This window comes from Vibrio sp. 14G-20, from assembly GCF_026241515.1.
GTDB lineage: Bacteria > Pseudomonadota > Gammaproteobacteria > Enterobacterales > Vibrionaceae > Vibrio.
In genome coordinates this window covers 34,865-54,810 of record NZ_JAPHPW010000008.1, presented here as the reverse complement: position 1 = coordinate 54,810, position 19,946 = coordinate 34,865, and the positions used below count along the sequence as shown (strand labels likewise).

Here is a 19,946-nt window from a genome sequence, read left to right as displayed (position 1 = left end):
AGCTTTTGCTCTATTTTGTAAATAGTTGATTCCTTAAATTCCCATATCCGTAAAATAGCATTACTATCTAAGTGTCTCTTTTTTCGAGTATTCAATGTGGAAAAGCTCTACCATTTTTTAACTTTGGCTTCTGTCGCTTTGTACTGGGTACTTGTAGCCGGTGTGACTTTCCGTGTCGTACTAAAACGACGCTCTGTCAGCGTTTCTCTCGCGTGGTTGATGGTTATCTACATTATCCCAATTGTAGGTGTCGCTTGTTACTTCCTTTTCGGAGAGCTAAACCTAGGAAGAAAAAGGGCTGAGCGTGCACATCGTATGTTTACTCCCTTTGGTGACTGGTTCCGCCAATTAAATGATTGCCAACTGCATCTTCCCGGCAAAGTGGGATCCCCTATCCACAAAATCGATGAACTCTGTAATAACAGAATGGGTATTCCTGCGCTTAGTGGAAACACACTTTCACTGCAATCTTCACCCAATGAGATCCTACACGCCATTATCGAAGATATAGAAAACGCCCAGACCAGCATCAAGATGGTTTTCTACATTTGGCACCCTGGTGGCCTGACCGATTCCGTAGCTTCAGCTCTTATTCGAGCAGCCAAACGTGGTGTAGATGTTAAGGTCCTACTTGACTCAGCCGGTAGCCCGCGCTTTTTCAAAAGCCATTGGCTATCAATGATGAAAGACGCAGGTGTGCAAGTTGTCCAAGCATTAGAGGTTAGCCCTTGGCGTATTTTCTTACGCCGTCTAGATCTGAGACAACACCGTAAGATCATCGTGATTGATGAAACCATTGCCTATACCGGTTCAATGAACATGGTTGACCCTGCTCACTTCAAACAAAGTTCAGGTGTGGGCCAGTGGATTGACGTAATGGTTCGTGTAACTGGCCCTACCGTAAATGTGCTGTCGGCCATTCATGGTTGGGATTGGGAAGTGGAAACCGGCGAACGAATCCTTCCTGATTTACCAGAATGTCCGGTTGAAGAGGTCATGACGCATCATCCAGTTCAAGTCGTGCCATCTGGTCCTGGCATGCCTGAATATTTAATCCTGCAAGTACTAACCATTGCGATCAATCAGGCGAATCATTCTGTACGTATCACGACGCCCTATTTCGTCCCAAGTGCCGATTTGTTAGAGACACTGAAAATGACAGCGCAACGAGGCGTCAACGTAGAACTGATCATTCCACATAACAACGATTCACTGATGGTGAAGTGGGCATCTCGTGCTTTCTATACGGAATTACTTGAAGCTGGCGTGAAGATCTACGAGTTTTACGGTGGCCTTCTTCATACTAAGTCGGTTGTTATCGATGAAGAATTTTGTTTGATCGGAACGGTCAATATCGACATGCGCAGCTTATGGCTTAACTTCGAAGTGACGCTAGCCGTTGACGATGTGCATTTCACTCAGCAGCTATCTGAACTTCAGCAGTCTTACATCGAGTCATCGCATCCAGTAGAACTGGAGCAGTGGGAGCAGAGAAACTTACGAAATCGCTTCTTTGAAAGATTGTTCTATTTGTTCAACCCTCTGCTGTAATACATATGATGAGTCGATTGCGACTCATCACTTCCTACCGTAAGTTTTTAACCTTTCACCATTAACTAAGTGAAAGGTTAAAAAGCGAAAGAAAAGCGTAAAAACTCCCGCTCCCCTCTTGCTTTGAAGGCTATTGGCATGTTTTAAATAGGACATAACCGATTGATAAGGAATTCACAGCATGTCCGAGAACAAAACCACTAAGCTGATCACTGCAGGTCGTGATAAGAAGTGGACCAATGGTGTCGTTAACCCACCAGTACAGCGCGCTTCAACTGTCGTATTCAACTCAGTAGAAGAGAAGCGTAAAGCTACGATTAACCGCGCTAACAAAACACTTTTTTACGGACGTCGTGGAACCAACACTCATTTCGCCTTCCAAGATGCCATGGTGGAAGTGGAAGGTGGCGCAGGCTGTGCACTCTACCCTTGTGGTACGGCAGCTATCTCTAATGCCATTCTCTCTTTTGTAGAAACGGGCGACCATATTTTGATGGTCGACACCTGTTACGAGCCAACTCGCGATTTCTGTGACACCATCATGAAGAAGATGGGTGTAGAGACAACTTACTACGAACCAACGATTGGTGAAGGCATCCAAGACCTCATCAAACCAAACACTAAGGTGCTATTTACCGAGTCTCCTGGTTCAGTCACCATGGAAGTCCAAGACATTCCAACGCTCGCGCGTATTGCCCACGAGCACGACATCATAGTGATGCTAGATAACACTTGGGCAGCAGGCGTTAATTTCTCACCATTTGATTTTGGTGTTGATATCTCGATTCAAGCAGCGACCAAGTACATAGTGGGTCACTCAGATGTGATGCTAGGTACAGCGGTAGCCAACGACAAATGTTGGGATCAACTACGTGAGCAGAGTTACTTAATGGGACAATGCGTTTCACCAGATGACGCTTACCTTGGTCTTCGTGGTATCCGCACTCTTGATGTTCGTCTGCGCCAACACGCAGAGAGCAGCTTGAAAGTCGCTAAGTGGTTAGAAACTCGCCCTGAGGTTGACCATGTTCGTCACCCTGCTCTTGAGTCTTGTCCGGGTCATGAATTCTTCAAACGAGATTTTACTGGCGGCAATGGCCTGTTCTCTTTTGTTCTAAAGAACTCAAACACAAAAGCAACGACTGCACTGCTTGATGGCATGACACACTTCAGCATGGGTTACTCATGGGGTGGTTTCGAGAGCTTGATTCTAGCAAACGAACCAAGCAGTTTTGATAGCCTAAGAACCGTAGCGAATCCAAACTTCGAAGGTACTTTGATTCGTGTTCATATCGGCTTAGAAGACGTTGATGACCTGATTGCAGACTTAGAAGCAGGGTTAGAACGTTATAACGCCCTCGTTTGATTAAAGCGTTAACAGACTCAGACCAAAAAGGCAGGATATTCCTGCCTTTTTCAGATTAGCGTATTAGACACATAGCTTTAAAAAGCTACTGAACGTTAAAACACGCCCAATTGAATATTTCAGTTCGATGTTCATTGAACATATACAAAGACTGATCCTTCACTGCAATAGCGTAGTCAATCGTCACCCCTTTATACTCACTGTAATCCTGATTAATAACAGGATCATGAAAAGGCGTTGCCGTTCTCACATCAAGAATGCTCATCGACAGATTGTTTCCATCCAGCCCGTAGTAGCCGGAATAAAGGTTTTCCATCGTACTCTCGTTACCGTCTTGCTCAGTAATCGTCACAAACTCTCTAATGCTAAAAGTATGGTCAGACTGAAAAGTAAGGCTTATGCGTTCGTACAGTGCTTGATATGGTTGGAATGCCTGAGATAAGAAATCCGTTTTGATCGTTTTACAGTGCCATCGAGTGCCTGCTAATTCGTTTTGCTCTAACAAGAAGCTCGAAGCGGCGATTGCACAAAGAATGAGTAAGCCAATTAATCGCAAAAATCACCCCTCTTTTCCATGTACTGAGCAAACGAATCAAAAGACGACGCTACATTAAAAATAGAAGCGCTATAGTTCAACGCTTCGCCATCCTTCTTTTGCACCAACATGTATAACGTATCATTTTCAGGTTGGTCTACAGACGGATAGATACGGACAAAAACATCAACGTTGCAGTGGCTAGGTATCACACCCGTTAACTTTTGAGTGATCGCAGGTAACGAATAGGATTCATTATGCGCAATATGGAAAAAATAGTGATTGGTATTATCTGTATAGCTGTCGCGATATTCGGCTTTATCAATAAAATAAGGCAGTGGCGTATAATAGGTTTGGAAAAGGTTGAACGCCGTTACGACGACACAAATCAATGCGACTAAATAGCCCGCTTTAATTAGGTGCGTATTACTTTTTGAATTTGAAGGTTCTAATTCAGCTAAGTTCAGTTCTTGGTTGGAAGACGTCTTGAGATCTGAATCAGTGACCGTTGCCGCGTTAACATCTGTAGAGATTTCAGTCTCAGCCAACACTTCCTGCTCGACAGGCGAAAAGTTTGATTTAGATACCTTCTCAGTCACTTGAAAAGGCACAGTTTCAGTTTTGCTAGGCTTTATTGACTCATCGATTTCAAGCAAATAGCCCGTTTTACTGACCGTGCGAATCGTCGCACAGCCACAAGTCACTCTTGACAGCGTTTTTCTAATCTTAGATATCACGTTAGTGAGCGCTTGCTCTGAGACAATCACATTGCCCCAGCACCTATCAAATATCAGGCCTCGTTCAATGCACTCACCGGTATTTTCAAGTAAAAACAGAAACACCTTACCTTCTATCGGCGCGATAGTTTCTACGTGGCCATCTCCACGCACAAACTGCCTAAGCAAAGGGTCATAACGAGCATCACAGATTTGGTAGCTTTGTTGTTTCACTATCGTCTTCTAGGTTTGAATTTGGTCGCATATGATATTGAATAGTTTATAAATGACCAGTAAATTTTCCTATATTAACGCAATTATTTTTCGACGATAAATAACACTTTTATTTGTACGGACAACCTACGATATGGTCATTAACCATACCTGTAGCTTGCATGAATGCGTAACAGATTGTTTCCCCTACAAACTTAAAGCCTCTCTTCTTCAAAAACTTACTCATCGCTTTAGATTGCTCAGTAGAAGCGGGAACTTGAGACATCTCGGTCCATTGATTTACGATCACTTCATTATCGACAAATTGCCATAAAGCATTTGATAGAGAGCCGAACTCTTTCTGTAATTCAAGCGTTGCTCGCGCATTGTTGTATACCGAAGTAATCTTGCCCTTGTGTTTAACCACATCGAAGTTTTCAATGATGTGCGGCACGTTGTCTTCATTCAACTCAGCTAGCTTGTTTAGATCGTAATTATCGAACGCGGCACGATACCCTTCACGCTTTTTAAGGATCGTAATCCAACTCAGACCCGCTTGAGCACCTTCTAAAGTAATGAACTCAAACAGAACTTGGTCATCGTAAACTGGTACACCCCATTCCTTATCGTGATATTCCCTTTCAAGCTCGTGCTTGAGTGCCCATGCACATGTTCGATCCGATGCATTTATTTCCATTTTAAGCCTCTTTATTTAGGGTCTTTAGACCTTTAACCATTAATTATTAGCCATTAGCAACTTAGCAACTTAGCAACTTAGCAACTTAGCAACTTAGCAACTTAGCAACTTAGCAAAAAATAATGCCCCATTAAGGGGCATTCATTCTTAGAGTAACGGATATTACCTTACTTCAATTTTATGAAATAAACGGTAAAGCACAGGAACAACAATTAGTGTCAGTACTGTCGCAAAGCCTAAACCAAACATGATGGTTACTGCCATTGGTTTGAAGAAGATATCCGGTAGTAGAGGGATCATACCTAGAATCGTGGTGATCGCCGCCATACATACCGGGCGAACACGACTCAGTGCCGCATCAACAACCGCTACATATGGATCTTTACCTGACTTCATCTCAATCTCAATTTGATCAAGCAGTACGATACCGTTCTTCAGAAGCATCCCAGATAGACTCAAGAAGCCCAACAATGCCATAAAGCCGAATGGTGTATTCAAGGCTAACAAGCCTGTCGTCACTCCTATCAACGCCAATGGAACCGTTAACCAAACAATCAGAGGCTCTTTCACCGAGTTAAACAAGAACACCGTGATTAAGAACATGAACAAGTAACCCAGAGGCATGGTTGTGAACAGTGACGCCTGTGCATCTGCTGACGACTCGTATTCACCACCCCACTCCAACGAGTATCCCGGTGGCATTTCGATCGCTTCGATTTGTGGCTGCAAACGCTTTTGAAGCGTTGATGCTGTTTCTTCGCCCAATAGATCAGGATCCGCCATTACCGTCAGCATACGCTTACGGTTCTTACGGATGATCAGTGGATCTTCCCATTCTAGCTCGTAACCTAACGTTACTTGTTGAAGTGGAATGTACTCACTTAATGCTGGGCTCCAGATCTTCATGCCTTCGATGTTACGAATATCGACACGCTCATCTTCAGGTAAACGAGCCACAATCGGCATCAACGTTGTACCATCACGATACACACCAATCGACTTACCAGAGAAAGACATCGCTAGGAAATCATCAACGTCAGATTTGGTAATACCATAACGACGCGCTTGGCTTTCATTGAACTGAGGCTCTAATACCTTAGTTCTTTCACGCCAATCGTGACGAACGTTAAACGCGCCTTCATCAGCACGCATGATATCCATCACTTGCGCTGCAATTGAACGTAGTACCGTTGGATCAGAGCCAACAATTCGTGCTTCAATTTTCGCACCGCCACCAGGACCTAATTCGATTTGTTTCAACTTGTAGTCTATTTCAGGGAACTGACCGTTTACGTGTTCACGGAAACGCAGCATTAGCCCCTCAAGTACTTCATAACTCTTCACTCGAACCGTTATCTCGCCGTATGCGCTATAACTTTTCTCAGGAGAGTAAGTCAGCATGAAACGTTGCAGACCTTTACCCGCCGTTGTCGTGATGTGTTCAACTTCGTCCTGCTCTGCTAACCAACCTTCAAGCACTTTAAGCTTGGTATTCGTCGCTCGAATATCAGTACCTTCCGGCATCCATACATCCACTTGGAACATAGGTGTGGTTGAAGATGGGAAGAAAGCTTGTTTAACGAAACCGAAGCCGTATACACTCGCCCCTAAGCCAATAATCAGAACAAACATGGTCAACCATGCACGTTTCATACAGAACTCAAGGAAGTTTTTGTAGATAACAAAAACCATCCCGTTGTATGGGTCTTTACCTTCGTTGTCTGGATCAACCTTCTGGCCTTTAAAGAACATGTCAGCAAAGAACGGCGTGAGCGAGATGGCAGTAAACCAACTCAGCATCAAGGAGATCAGTAGAACCGTGAACAAGGTGCCACAGTATTCACCTGTTGAGTCTTCAGATAAACCAATTGGAGCAAACGCGGTCACCGCAATAACCGTTGCACCAAGCAATGGCCATTTGGTTTGGGTTACGATATCAGTGGCGGCCTGCATCCGGGTTCGACCCTTTTGCGTGCCGATCAATATCCCTTCCACCACTACAATGGCGTTATCCACCAGCATCCCTAAGGCGATAACCAACGCGCCCAATGAAATACGTTGTAGATCGATCTTGAAGTACTGCATAAAAATGAAGGTACCGAAAACGGTCAACAACAGTATCAAGCCAATCAACAGACCCGAGCGTAGTCCCATGAAGAACAGTAACACTACGATTACGATCGCAACCGCCTGTCCTAAACTCACCACAAACCCGCTTACCGACTTGTCTACCTCTTTGGGTTGGTTATAAACCTCAGAAATGTCGATACCGACGGGTTGTTGATATTTTAGCTCGGCGAGTCTTCGGTCAAAAGCTTCACCCACCGCCACCACGTTCACGCCTTGAGCAAAGGACACCCCGAGGTTGAGGGCCAGTTTTCCGTTGTAACCAATAATATTGGTGGGCACTTCAACATAACCACGAGTCACGTCGGCAACATCTTTTAAGTAGATAAGCCCTTGAGCGCCACCTTCCGTCAGAATCAAATCGCCAAGTTGTTCAACGTTTTGAAACTCGCCGGTTGGATGGATACGTATATATTCATCGCCTATCCGCACTGCGCCAGCACTGGAGACAATATTTTGGGTGGATAGTAGGTTAAAGACGGTGCTTGGAGATATCCCAAGAGAGCTTATCCGCTTCATCGATATTTCAATGAAAACCTGCTCTTGCTGTTGACCGGAAACAGAGACTTTACTGACCCCATCAACCAGTTCCAGCTCTCGCCTTAGATAATCAATGTAATCGAGTAACTCTTTATAACTGTAACCATCCCCCGTTACGGCAAGCAAAATACCGTAAACGTCACCGAAGTCATCAATGACCTGAGGATCATTCACCCCGGGCGGTAATTCCACCTTGAGATCGTTCACCTTACGACGCAGTTCATCCCAAATTTGCGGAAGGTCGTCTGGGCCGTAGTTGTTTTTCATGGTGACCGTAACTTGTGACAGGCCACGACTTGAAATCGAGTTAACTTCGTCCACATAAGTCAGCTGTTGTATCGCCTTCTCTAGCGGGTAAGTCACTTCCTCTTCCACTTGTTGTGGCGTAGCCCCAGGGTATGAGGTAACCACCATTGCATCTTTAATGGTGAAAGCTGGGTCTTCTAAACGACCTAAGCCAAAAAACGCAGAAACACCGCCAATCAGAAAGATCAGCGATAGCATCCAACTGATGACTTTGTTACGTATGAAGTAAGACGCGACACCTGTGATCTGGTCATCACCTTGTGGAGCGTCATTTTGAGGCTTGTTATTCACTTCACTCATTGTTCGTCTCCTGAGACAATACTTCCACTGTCATCCCATCACGCAATCGAGATACGCCCGCAACAACGACATGCTGCCCCATTTCTAATCCTTTGATAATCTGCAATGTTTTCTGATTTGCTTTGCCTAACACGACTTGCTGCTTAGAGACAGTATCGTCATCATTGAGAACCCATACGTAAGAATTTGTACGAGTCAGGTCATCCCCATCGGCATTGAACACCGCTTCAATTGGGATAAGCACACCAGCTTTTAGCTCAAGGCCGATATCTCTACCGTGCGAAGTCACTTCAACCGCCATACCATCAAGAATCAAATCATCTTTGGGCATCGGCAGTGCTAACGTTACGGTGAAAGTTCCCGTGCTTGGATCGGGCTCAGTCGTAAACTCTTTGATTCCCGCCGAGTACTCATTACCGCTTGGTACCCTCACTAAAGCTTCAACGTTAGAAAGGATCGTCTCACTAGGTTGATTTACGTAGATTTGATCCGGAAGTTGGATAATAACTTCCACATCTTCCACGCTGTGAATATTCACGATTTGTTGTCCAACTTGAATATTTTCATATTGGTCGACACTGACACGTGAAATAATCCCATCCACAGGGGCACGAAGTTTAGTAAACGACAAACGCAGTTTTGCCAATTCAAGTTCGGCGTAAGCAATTTGGCGTTGAGCTGCGATTTCATCAAACTGAGACTTAGCCAATAAGCCTTTTTTAACCAGTGGGCTCGAACGTCTGTATTGGCTATCAATTACGGTGTATCTCGCTTGAGCGTTGTCGACATCTAATTGGTAATCAGTCGGATCAAGCTCAGCAAGAATGTCGCCCTCTTTTACGCGCTCGCCTTCTTTAACATCCAGCTTAAATATCTCACCTGCCACTCGAAAGCTAAGATGAGCTTTTTCAGCAGCATTGGCGACGGCTGGGAAATAGAGCTTGTCATTAAAGTCGAGAACAGAGATTTCAATAGCTTTGACAAGAGGAAGCTTGTCGGATTCCGTGCTGCCCTTGTCTTTACAAGCAGTCAGCAAAGCTAGACAAGATAGGCCGAGAGCCATTTGAATTGTCTTCATGTTAAAGCCCCCTTTCCTTGATCCACTCGCGAACCTTAACGCCAGATTCAAGACCGTTAACACCAGAAGTCACCACGCGGTCACCATCATTTAAACCTGAAACAATATGACGTTTTTCGTCAATCACGATTGCAACTTGTTCAACAATACCATCGTTATTCACGCGCCATACAGAGACATCATCTCCATCAGTCATCATCGCTGAAGTTGGAATCTTGGTTGCTGCCGCTATTGCTGACACCAGCTTCACCGTGCCAGACATACCCGGCAAGATCCCGATATCCGTCGGTCTCTCCATTATCATGGTGACTTTGTAAGAACCTGTTTTTGGATCCGCTTCGGTATCGACCTCTTGAAAAGTCAGTTCGTAAAAATGTTCTGGAAAAGCATCGAATACCATTGTCGCGTCTGTTTCAAAACCTGAAGAAAAGCGAGTAATTAATTGATCAGGCAATAGGAAGACGACTTTGAGGATTTGATTGGTTTGAATATTCATTACCCCTTGCTTTGCCGCAATATACTCATGGTTTTCAGCAGGAATAATAGAAATGGTGCCTTCATAAGGCGCAATTAATGTGGTGTAGCGTAAGTTGGCTTTGGCTTGATTAAGTACAGCTCGAGCAGAGTTGTGGTTGGCTTTCGCTTGATCAAAATCTTGCTCTGAGACCACTCTATCTTTACGCAGTTTAATCGCACGCTGATACTGCACATCGGCAAGTTTGAAGTTAGCTCTGGCTTGTTTCTCTAGTAGCTGATACTCATCAGGGTTGAGCATCGCGAGTTTTTCGCCTTTTGATACCTGTTGACCAGCAGTAACATCGAGCGTTTGCAGTAAACCTGGAACACGAAAGGCCAAGACAGCTTTATCGCCCGCTTCGGTAGTGGCAGGGAAATTTCGTTCAAAGGCATTATTACCAACGGAGACAGTGAAAAGTTTAGCAGGTCTTGATTCGGGCTCTGGAACAGGAGGCAGCTCCTTACCACACCCAGATAACCCGGACAGGGTTACCAACAGGACTAGGGAGGCTTTGTACATGGTGATCATCCATATCTATAAGTATCTTATTAACATAGATTAATCACATGTAAGTTACCAGTTATCGTAATATTTATTTAGACAAAATTATTAATAAAAAATAACGGCTTGGGATAAATTTTCCTAAACCGTTCTCTATTATTTTTAGGGTAACAAACTACATGTTCTTAAATGCACGATCGACTTTAAAGGTGTCAGAAGTAACATAAGCTTCCATGTTGCGTACACTGGTCTCTAACGTCTGGAAATCACCCTCTAAAGTGTTCAATAGCGACTCAGCCGTTTGCCCTTTTTCCCAAGGCTTTTGTTTTAGCGTGTGCTCTTGCTTGGCTTTCATTTCATCGACATACTTAGGTGGTTGTTTTTCAATCATAAACGTTAAAGCTAAATACGCTAATAGGACGAGAAAGCTACCACCAAGCAGCGCCGCAGAGATAACCAAGATGCGAACCAACCAAACTTCCAGGCCAAAATAGTTCGCTAACCCTGCGCACACTCCAGATAACTTACCGTTAATTGGGTCGCGATACAGTTCTCTACTCATAGTTTCGTCTCCAGCTTGGCGACTCCGCATCCAGTATTTTTTCTAGCGTTTTCACTCGCTCTTGCATGGATTCGGCTTGCGCAGAAAGCTTATGCAGACGTTGAAGATCGGTTTCTGAAAGACCATTGCTGGATTTCTTCTTGCTACGGTAATGCAAGAACAACCATAGCGGTGCCACGAAGATCAAAAAGACAATCAGTGGACCTGCAATTAGAAATGTTGACATAGACAACTCCTAAATTATTTATCGCGGTTTTCAACTTGTTGCTTCAGTTTCGCTAGCTCTTTTTCAATTTCATCTTGAGCTTGTAGTTCGGCAAACTCTTGGTCTAGAGATTTTGCGTTACCCGTTTTAGCGTAAACATCCGCTTCAGCTTCTAATTCATCCACTTTACGCGAGAATTGCTCAAACTTCGCCATTGCTTCGTTGGTTTTGCTTGAATGCAGATGTTTTTGAACATCACGACGATTGCTCGCCGCATTATTACGAATCATTAATGCTTGTTGCTTTGCGCGAGTTTCTGCAATTTTGGTTTCAAGCTTGCCGATCTCACTGGTTAGCTTTTCGATGGTTTCATGAACCAAAGTTTGCTCGGTGTGAAGGCTCTTGATGATGTCTTCCAGTTTTTGCTTTTCGATCAGCGCCGCTCTAGCCAGATCTTCACGTTGCTTAGTCAGTGCGAGTGTCGCTTTGTTTTGCCAATCTAGAATCTGAGTTTCGATGGCTTCAACTTTACGTGCTAGCTCTTTCTTGTCTGCGATGGCTTTTGCTGAGTTAGTACGAACCTCAACCAGCGTATCTTCCATTTCTTGGATAATCAGGCGGATCATCTTTTCAGGATCTTCAGCCTTATCTAATAGTGCACTGATGTTTGAATTTACAATGTCTGCAAAGCGAGAAAAAATACCCATGAGGAACTCCTTAATTACAATGATGGCAAATGCGTTTCAAATCGTTATGCGACTTTATCAATCCACTTGCTCAAAAATTTACGTTTGTTGTTAAACCTACCATAAGTAATCCAAGTAGCGTGCCAACTTTTAAGCCATTTATTATCAGTCACTTACAATAAAATGGTGATTAACCCTAACCATGCTATGATGAATTTAGCCAAGTATTGGTATTTTTCACCACTACGGCTCTTACATGACCTTCTCCAACGTTCAATTCATACAAGGACCCGCTATGCAGCAGAACCTCATTGGTGAATCACCGAGCTTTCTCTCTGTTTTAGATAAAGTATCCCAACTCGCACCAATCGAAAGACCCATTCTGATCATTGGTGAGCGTGGCACAGGTAAAGAGCTGATCGCACAAAGACTGCATTACCTTTCAAGACGTTGGGATCAACCTTTGATCTCCTTGAACTGCTCAACCCTTAGTGAAGGTTTGATTGATTCAGAACTGTTTGGTCATGAATCGGGGTCCTTTACGGGTTCGAAAGGTCGACATCAAGGTCGGTTTGAAAGAGCAGAAGGAGGAACGCTGTTTCTGGATGAGCTTGCTACCACTCCCCTTGCGGTTCAAGAGAAGCTATTGCGCGTTATTGAATACGGGCAATATGAACGTGTCGGCGGACAAAAGGCGCTAAGTGCCAATGTACGGTTGGTGTGTGCAACCAATGCCGACTTGCCAGACATGGCATTAAAGGGCGAATTCAGAGCAGACCTATTAGATAGACTGGCGTTTGACGTCATTACTATCCCTCCTTTGCGTGAGCGAAAAGAAGACATCACGCTACTGGCAGAATACTACGCGATTAAGATGTGTCGTGAATTGGAATTGGAGTTGTTTGTTGGCTTTGCGCCTTCTGCCGTTGAGTCGCTTTTAGATTATTCTTGGCCAGGGAATGTACGAGAGCTCAAAAACGTCATTGAGCGCGCGATCTACCAGCACGGTAAAGATCCGTATCCTATTGAATCTTTGGTGTTTAACCCATTCAAACCCGCATGGAAAACAGAACGAGATTCGACGCTAGAAATTGGCAATGAGCCGTCTAACAGCCATACTTCATCAGAGAGCTCGTTTTCTTTACCGCTTGATTACAAGGCATGGCAAGAACAGCAAGACATCAAGCTACTCAATCAGGCCTTAAAACAGAGCAAATATAACCAGAAACAAGCCGCAGAATTACTTGGGTTAACCTACAACCAATTACGTGGAATGGTGAGGAAGTACGCGATTGTCGGACAAGCTAACGATAAATAGCTGTCCACGCTTGATTATTATTTGGAGCCGAATAAATAAAATGTTAAATTGTCCGGATCTTGAGGCTCCTCTAACGCCTCGTTTCGAAAAGTATTTCTTTTTATGAAAGCACTAATAAGACTATCACTGAGCATCTGCACGCTGAGCTTTCTCGCTGGATGTGGTGAGAGTGTGAATCACGAGCAAATCCGTGAAAAAGGCTTCATTTATTGCGGCCAAGGTAATCCTAGTACGTTCAACCCACAGCTGGTTGATAGTGGCATTACCGCAGAATCACTGAGCCCACAAATCTTCGATACACTGCTCACTCTTGATCCGATGACGTACCGACCAAAACAGAACTTGGCGACAAGTTGGTCTGTTGATAAGTTAGGTACAGAGTACACGTTCGAACTGCGCCCAAATGTTGCGTTCCAAACTACAGACTGGTTCACCCCAACTCGTAGCATGAATGCACAAGATGTAGTGTTTAGCTTTGAACGTGTTATTGATAGTTCAAACCCCTTTCATTATGTGGGCGGTGGTCTATATCCGTGGTTTGCCGGAATCGACTTCAAAAACCTGATTGTCGCTATCACTGCAGTTGACGACTTAACAGTGAAATTCCAATTAAGTCGCCCAGACAATTCATTTCTCAATAATATCGCCACCAGCTATGCGGTCATTCATTCTAAAGAGTATGCCAACAAGCTCATTGCTGCGGATGAGAAAAATCGAATCGATTCCAACCCAGTCGGCACTGGCCCTTTCTACTTAGATGAATACCAAATCAACGATCTAGTGCGCTTGAAAAAGAACAAGCACTACTGGAAGGATGAAGTTCAAATGGACCAAGTTGTGTTCGATATTTCACAACGTGGAACAGGCACACTCGCCAAGCTTCTACGTAGTGAGTGTGACGTGCTCAACTCACCGATTTCTAGCCAAATTCCTATTATTCAGGCTCATGAAGAGTTGAAGATTTCCACCACACCGGCGGTTAATGTCTCTTTCATTGCGCTGAATACTGAGCACCCTGCACTCCGTGACGCTCGAGTGCGTAAAGCGCTCAACTTAGCCATCAATCGTCAGAACATTCTTGATTCTGTGTATTACGGTACAGGAACCAAAGCCTACACCTTGCTTCCTCCTACTTCTTGGGCTCATCAAAAAGACAGCGTTCAAGTTCGCTACGACCGGAACTACGCAATTGCGCTTCTCAAAGAAGCTGGTGTTGAACCTGGGTTAGAGCTTTCAATGTGGGTGCCATTAGAGCCACGCGCATATAACCCAAGTCCACGAAAAACGGCAGAACTTATCCAAGCAAACCTGGCCGATATTGGTATTGAATTGAAACTCTATACCGACGACCGATTTGACCGCACACAATTGTCCTCTATTTCCTCAACGGACTTGTTGCTTACAGGCTGGATAGGCAATACAGGTGATCCAGACAACTTCTTACGCCCGCTGCTCTCATGCAACTCTGAGCGTGCAGGGTTAAACGTCTCGATGTGGTGTAATTCAGACTTTGATTTCCTTCTCGACTTAGCATTAGAGATCAATCAACAAAGGCACCGTGTGAACTTGTATCGACAAGCGCAAAACATTCTCAATGAAGAAGTTCCTGTGATTCCTCTGGCGCATGGCGTGCAATTCCGCGTACATGATAGCTCGCTAACAGGCTTTAAACAGAGCCCATTCAATGCGCAACCTTTTGATCAAGTCAGAAGAGAGGTGCGGTGATGTTTTGGTATACATTAAGGCGTGTAAACTTATTTGTTATTACCTTAGCGATTTTAACGCTAGTTGGCTTTTCGCTACTTCGACTCGACCAAACGTCGCCGTGGGCAATTCAAGATTTCTGGCCAGGATGGATTAGCTATGTCACTGAGTTGTCAACGCTCAACTTCGGTTTGAGTAAACACGGTGTGCCCATTATTGATGAATTGGTTGTGGTGTTCCCTGCGACCCTGGAACTGTGCTTCTTCGCCTTTGTGCTGGCACTCTTTATTGGTATTCCTTTCGGTACCATCGCAGGTATGAGACAAGGTAAATTTGTTGATACCACAATATCGTTCACCTCAATGGCGGGCTACTCGGCACCTATATTTTGGGTCGCACTGTTGATGATCATGGTGTTTTCGCTGCACTTTGAAATGTTCCCGGTTGGTGGCCGATACGACCTACTTTACGAGATTGAACACGTGACCGGATTCGCTATGATTGATGCTTTTTTTGCTGAAGGTCGCTACCGAACACACGCATTGCAAAGCGTTATCGAGCACATGGCACTGCCTTGTCTTGTTTTAGCTCTCGCTCCAACCACTCAGGTTATCCGACTCATGCGTGCATCGGTTGCAGAAGTGATGACACAAAACTACATCCGTGCTGCGCGTATAAAAGGTCTTTCAACCAGAGAGATCGTCACTCAACACGTATTAAGAAATGCGATTCCACCGATTATTCCTAAAGTCGGTGTTCAGTTATCGAGTATGTTAACACTTGCTATTATTACCGAGTCTATCTTTAACTGGCCGGGCATAGGCCGCTGGTTATTGGATGCCTTATCGAATCAAGATTACGTATCAATTCAAGCAGGTGTGATTGTAGTTGCGACACTGGTTTTGACTGCGAATATTCTGTCCGATCTACTGGGCGCGATGGTCAATCCACTGGTAAGGAAGGAATGGTATGCTAACAAATAACGTCTACCAGGAAGAGCAAGTTCCAACCCAGTTCGAACGTTTCTGGCGAAGCTTCCGTGCCAACAACCTAGCCATGTTTGGCTTGTGGTGTTTGGTACTTATCATTCTGGTTACCGTCACTTCACCGTGGCTAGCGCCGCACGATTCTCAAGAGCAAACGGGGCATCTGTTAACGCCGCCTTCTTGGGACCCTGCTGGCACGGTTGAATATTTCCTTGGTACTGATGACTTGGGTCGAGACATTCTTTCTCGTCTGATCATTGGTTCACAGCTGACCTTTGGTGCAGCGGTTATAATTACCTTCATCGCAGCGGTCATAGGCTGCCTGATTGGCGTTCTAGCGGGTATGACTCGTGGGTTGTTATCAAGTACGCTAAACCACCTGCTTGATACGGTTATGTCGATTCCATCTCTTCTGCTGGCGATTATCTTCGTGGCGTTCCTAGGCTTTGGTGAGTTTAATATCTTGCTTGCCTTGTGCCTGGCATTAATTCCGCGCTTTATTCGCTCGGTATATATTGCCGTACATGCTGAAGTAGAAAAAGACTATATTCTAGCTTCTCGCCTTGATGGTGCGAACGATTTTTACCTACTATGGAACTCTATCCTTCCAAACATTCTTACCGTGGTCGCACTTGAAGTTACACTGGCACTGTCAGTCGCCATTCTTGATATCACGGCCTTGGGTTTCTTGGGACTTGGCGCTCAAGCACCAAGTACAGAATGGGGCTCAATCTTGGGTGACTCAGTAGAGCTGATTTATCTAGCGCCATGGACAGTAACCCTACCCGGCTTAGCTATTATGTTTACCGTTATCGTTGTTAACCTCGTGGGTGAAGGTGTTCGCCAAGCGCTAAATGCAGGAATCGAATAATGCCGTTACTTGATATTCGACACCTAACCATCGAAATTGAAACCCCGCAAGGGATGGTTAAAGCCGTTGACCGAATGAGTATTACCCTAAATGAAGGGGAAATTCGTGGCTTAGTAGGTGAATCAGGCTCTGGTAAGAGCTTGGTCGCGAAAGCGATCGTCGGGGTTTGTAAAGAAAACTGGAAGGTTTCTGCAGACCGAATGCGCTTAGGCAATATCGACCTACTGCAACTAACGCCGAAAGAAAGGCGCCGAGTGATTGCCCGCGATATCGCGATGATCTTCCAAGAACCATCCTCCTGTCTTGATCCCTCTGAAAAAGTGGGTCATCAACTTATTGAATCGATTCCTTCATATTCCTTCGAAGGTCGATGGTGGCAACGATTCAAATGGCGTAAGAAGCAGGCTGTTGCTCTACTCCATAAAGTCGGCATTAAAGATCACTCTCGCCTTATGGACAGCTATTCGTATGAGCTGACTGACGGTGAATGTCAAAAAGTCATGATTGCGATGGCGATTGCAGCCAAACCCAAGATCTTGATTGCCGATGAGCCGACAAACGATCTCGATCCAATTACACAATCACAGATTTTGCGCCTGCTGAGTCGGATGAATCAACTTCACAACACGACGATTCTCCTCATCGGACACGATTTAACGACCATTACTCAATGGGCAACACGAATCACCGTGATGTATTGTGGCCAGTCAGTAGAATCAGCGGATACAGCCAAACTGTTGGATGTGCCAAAGCACCCCTATACCGTCGCGCTGCTCAAAGCGATGCCAGACTTCAACGATTGGATTCCACACAAAGAAAAATTGCAGTCGCTGCCAGGGTCAATCCCTCCATTGCAGCATCTACCGATTGGTTGCCGATTAGGGCCACGCTGTCCTTACGCACAAAGACAGTGTGTTGAGATCCCTCATACCAAACGTATTAAAAGCCACAAATTTAATTGTCACTTCCCTCTCAATATGGAGAAGAAAAAGAAATCATGAGTGCATTATTAGAAGTCAGCGAGTTATCAAAAGACTTTACGACACGCTCTGGTCTTTTCCGTAAGAAGATCCATCAGGCAGTGAAACCTGTGAGCTTTAGTCTGGAAGCCGGTCAAACTATTGGTTTTATCGGCCAAAATGGCTCCGGGAAATCGACATTAGCACGAATGCTTGCTGGTATGGTTGAACCAACCTCAGGCGAGATTCGTGTTAACGGTGAAAGGCTAGAGCACAAAGACTATTCAACGCGCTGTAAACTGATTCGTATGATCTTCCAAGATCCCAACACATCGCTTAATCCGCGCATACAGATCGGTCGAATCCTTGAAGGCCCTTTAAAGCGAAACACGGGCATGCCTCCAGAAGCCCGTATGAAGCGTGTGAAGGAAACTTTGTTGCGTGTTGGACTCTTACCAGAGCACGCTTACTTTTACCCGCAAATGCTGGCCGCAGGTCAAAAACAAAGGGTATGTTTGGCGCGCGCCTTAATCCTTCAACCTTCTATCATTGTTGCAGACGAAGCGTTGAATGGTTTAGACATGGCGATGCGTTCTCAGATCATCAACCTGTTCTTAGAACTGCAAGAAGAGATGGGCGTATCATTTGTTTATGTATCTCAACACCTCGGTATTGTTAAGCACATTACCGACAAGATCATCGTCATGCACGAAGGCAATGTGGTTGAGAGTGGGGAAACGGATCAAGTACTGACCAATCCAACTCACCAAATCACCCAAAGATTAGTTGAGAGCCATTTCTCCAAAGCACCCAACCACTAATCTGGAATCACGCGACATTCAACTGAGGGGAAAAGTATGTATCGAACAGCTTCAATGCTTCCCCTCTTGTTGGTGCTGTTGTCCTTTAACGCGATAAGCACACCGCTCACATGGCTAGATAGAAGCTTCGTCGAAACTGCCTTTTATAACGTCGCGCTTCAACACGAATACTCCCAAGGCAGCAAACCGCTCGCCAAGTGGAAACAACCTATCAAGATTTGGATCGATCATCGAGTTGGCGACGAGGAACTGCATCAAGAGCTCACAGAGCTTCATATCCAACACTTATCTGAAGTCACCCAACACCCAATAACAATCGTCAATAAAGAGTCCGAAGCGAACGTTAAATGGATATACACAAGGCAAAGTCAGTGGGTATCTGAGGCGAAATCAGTGCTCAAACTCAAATCAACTCAGCATTTAAATGGCGCCATCTGCACGGCAGGTTATCGAACCAATTCTAAAGGTGAGATTGTATACGCCGGGATTGTAATTCCCGTTGATCAGGCCAGATCGCGAGGTAAGCTAGTCGCCTGCATCGTGGAAGAGATCACACAGGTTCTAGGTCTGCCAAATGATTCAGATAAAGCCTACCCTTCTATTTTCAACGACCACACGCCAGAAGACTTATTATCGCCCTTAGACGTAGTGCTACTGCAACTGCTGTATGAACCAGAATTGAAAGCTAGAATGACAAAATCTGAAGTAAAACCTATCGTTCGAAAGATACTCAAGAGATACAGCAAAACAGGTGTGCTTCAACAAGCTTCTAAAGCCGCACAGCAAGCGCCTTTGTACCAGTTGATTGGGTATTGACGAAAAGGCGTGGGAAGCAACTTAGATGGGATAATTGAATAATAGCGCTGCCTAAGAAAGGCAACGCTGACTTACGATGTTACTGTATTACGAAAGAACTAGCGCTTAGCAGCCTGCTTTTTCAATTCGAAGTCGAACTCATCCGGGAACAAGATAACGCCTTCTTCTTGCTCGTTCGGGAATACTACAACAGCAAGTTCGTCGTCTTCTAGACCGTTCGTCCAGCGACTGTGCCATTTGTTCAACGAAATAGACTCAGCTTTACACTCAGACCAATCACCCGTTGCCCATGATTCTGCGAACTCTTGGTTTGGCCATACTGGAACGCAGTCTTCATCTTCTGTGTTCAGCATCACACAACCGTGCTCATCGGTTAAGATCCATACTTCACGGTTTGCTACGATTTCTTTCACACAGTATTTCAGGCGTTGCTCACCCGTATACTTATTAATTTCAGCGATTTTTTTATCGTCTAGCTGTGTAGTCATCTTAATTTCCTACGTTAGTCAGTAACTTTGTTCATTTTATGCTGAGTAGCATTAACTTCAAATATTTCTATTGAGAAGAAAGT

19 protein-coding genes are annotated in these 19,946 nt (G+C 44.8%); 9 read left to right on the top strand and 10 right to left on the bottom strand.

Annotated features, from left to right (window positions below; genetic code table 11):
- Nucleotides 1-96 precede the first annotated feature (96 nt).
- Complete coding sequence (gene cls, locus OQJ75_RS09155) at nucleotides 97-1,551, top strand: cardiolipin synthase (protein ID WP_265972711.1); 1,455 nt, start codon at nucleotides 97-99, stop codon at nucleotides 1,549-1,551.
- Nucleotides 1,552-1,732: 181 nt separating this feature from the next.
- Nucleotides 1,733-2,917 (top strand): cystathionine beta-lyase, encoded by a 1,185-nt coding sequence (locus tag OQJ75_RS09150; protein ID WP_265972709.1) that lies wholly within the window; start codon nucleotides 1,733-1,735, stop codon nucleotides 2,915-2,917.
- Nucleotides 2,918-3,002: 85 nt separating this feature from the next.
- Here the strand turns inward: OQJ75_RS09150 and OQJ75_RS09145 are convergent, their stop codons facing one another.
- The 9 genes from OQJ75_RS09145 to pspA all read right to left on the bottom strand — a co-directional run bounded on the left by OQJ75_RS09145 (nucleotide 3,003) and on the right by pspA (nucleotide 11,921).
- A complete protein-coding gene (locus OQJ75_RS09145; protein WP_048614470.1) occupies nucleotides 3,003-3,473 on the bottom strand; it encodes a hypothetical protein in 471 nt (156 codons plus the stop codon).
- Complete coding sequence (locus OQJ75_RS09140) at nucleotides 3,464-4,402, bottom strand: winged helix-turn-helix domain-containing protein (RefSeq protein WP_265972707.1); 939 nt, start codon at nucleotides 4,400-4,402, stop codon at nucleotides 3,464-3,466. Before OQJ75_RS09140 ends, OQJ75_RS09145 begins: the two co-directional genes overlap by 10 nt.
- Before the next feature lie 109 nt (nucleotides 4,403-4,511).
- The gene (locus OQJ75_RS09135) at nucleotides 4,512-5,078 is read right to left on the bottom strand and encodes a DNA-3-methyladenine glycosylase I (RefSeq protein ID WP_265972705.1); all 567 of its coding nucleotides are present in this window, start codon (nucleotides 5,076-5,078) and stop codon (nucleotides 4,512-4,514) included.
- A gap of 162 nt (nucleotides 5,079-5,240) precedes the next feature.
- Nucleotides 5,241-8,351, bottom strand: a complete 3,111-nt coding sequence (locus OQJ75_RS09130) for an efflux RND transporter permease subunit (RefSeq protein ID WP_265972704.1) — start codon at nucleotides 8,349-8,351, stop codon at nucleotides 5,241-5,243.
- Complete coding sequence (locus OQJ75_RS09125; protein ID WP_102435352.1) at nucleotides 8,344-9,429, bottom strand: efflux RND transporter periplasmic adaptor subunit; 1,086 nt, start codon at nucleotides 9,427-9,429, stop codon at nucleotides 8,344-8,346. Before OQJ75_RS09125 ends, OQJ75_RS09130 begins: the two co-directional genes overlap by 8 nt.
- Before the next feature lies 1 nt (nucleotide 9,430).
- Complete coding sequence (locus OQJ75_RS09120; RefSeq protein WP_102435353.1) at nucleotides 9,431-10,465, bottom strand: efflux RND transporter periplasmic adaptor subunit; 1,035 nt, start codon at nucleotides 10,463-10,465, stop codon at nucleotides 9,431-9,433.
- Nucleotides 10,466-10,622: 157 nt separating this feature from the next.
- Nucleotides 10,623-11,009 (bottom strand): envelope stress response membrane protein PspC, encoded by a 387-nt coding sequence (gene pspC / locus OQJ75_RS09115; RefSeq protein ID WP_265972702.1) that lies wholly within the window; start codon nucleotides 11,007-11,009, stop codon nucleotides 10,623-10,625.
- Nucleotides 11,002-11,235 carry an envelope stress response membrane protein PspB gene (gene pspB, locus OQJ75_RS09110; protein WP_076654417.1) on the bottom strand — a complete coding sequence of 78 codons (234 nt, stop codon included), beginning with the start codon at nucleotides 11,233-11,235 and terminating at the stop codon, nucleotides 11,002-11,004. The genes pspC and pspB overlap by 8 nt, the downstream gene beginning before the upstream one ends.
- Before the next feature lie 14 nt (nucleotides 11,236-11,249).
- Nucleotides 11,250-11,921 (bottom strand): phage shock protein PspA, encoded by a 672-nt coding sequence (gene pspA / locus OQJ75_RS09105; protein WP_010440091.1) that lies wholly within the window; start codon nucleotides 11,919-11,921, stop codon nucleotides 11,250-11,252.
- 274 nt (nucleotides 11,922-12,195) lie between these two features.
- Between pspA and pspF the strand changes: the two genes are divergently transcribed.
- From pspF to OQJ75_RS09070, 7 genes are all read left to right on the top strand, one after another.
- On the top strand, nucleotides 12,196-13,218 hold the full coding sequence (gene pspF, locus OQJ75_RS09100; protein ID WP_265972682.1) for a phage shock protein operon transcriptional activator: 1,023 nt from the start codon (nucleotides 12,196-12,198) through the stop codon (nucleotides 13,216-13,218).
- Nucleotides 13,219-13,320: 102 nt separating this feature from the next.
- Nucleotides 13,321-14,943, top strand: coding sequence for an ABC transporter substrate-binding protein SapA (gene sapA, locus OQJ75_RS09095; protein ID WP_265972681.1), 1,623 nt, complete (start codon nucleotides 13,321-13,323; stop codon nucleotides 14,941-14,943).
- Nucleotides 14,943-15,905 carry an ABC transporter permease gene (locus OQJ75_RS09090; RefSeq protein WP_265972679.1) on the top strand — a complete coding sequence of 321 codons (963 nt, stop codon included), beginning with the start codon at nucleotides 14,943-14,945 and terminating at the stop codon, nucleotides 15,903-15,905. Before sapA ends, OQJ75_RS09090 begins: the two co-directional genes overlap by 1 nt.
- A complete protein-coding gene (sapC, locus tag OQJ75_RS09085) occupies nucleotides 15,892-16,779 on the top strand; it encodes a putrescine export ABC transporter permease SapC (RefSeq protein ID WP_265972677.1) in 888 nt (295 codons plus the stop codon). The genes OQJ75_RS09090 and sapC overlap by 14 nt, the downstream gene beginning before the upstream one ends.
- Nucleotides 16,779-17,780: an oligopeptide/dipeptide ABC transporter ATP-binding protein gene (locus OQJ75_RS09080; protein ID WP_265972675.1), complete on the top strand. Its 1,002-nt coding sequence runs from the start codon at nucleotides 16,779-16,781 to the stop codon at nucleotides 17,778-17,780. Before sapC ends, OQJ75_RS09080 begins: the two co-directional genes overlap by 1 nt.
- Entirely contained in the window at nucleotides 17,777-18,559 is a 783-nt protein-coding gene (locus OQJ75_RS09075; RefSeq protein WP_265972674.1) for an ATP-binding cassette domain-containing protein, read from the top strand. The genes OQJ75_RS09080 and OQJ75_RS09075 overlap by 4 nt, the downstream gene beginning before the upstream one ends.
- Nucleotides 18,560-18,595: 36 nt before the next feature.
- Nucleotides 18,596-19,375, top strand: coding sequence for a DUF2927 domain-containing protein (locus OQJ75_RS09070; RefSeq protein ID WP_265972672.1), 780 nt, complete (start codon nucleotides 18,596-18,598; stop codon nucleotides 19,373-19,375).
- A gap of 98 nt (nucleotides 19,376-19,473) precedes the next feature.
- Here OQJ75_RS09070 and OQJ75_RS09065 read toward each other — a convergent pair whose 3' ends face one another.
- Entirely contained in the window at nucleotides 19,474-19,863 is a 390-nt protein-coding gene (locus OQJ75_RS09065) for a DUF2750 domain-containing protein (protein ID WP_004734596.1), read from the bottom strand.
- Between the last annotated feature and the right edge of the window lie 83 nt (nucleotides 19,864-19,946).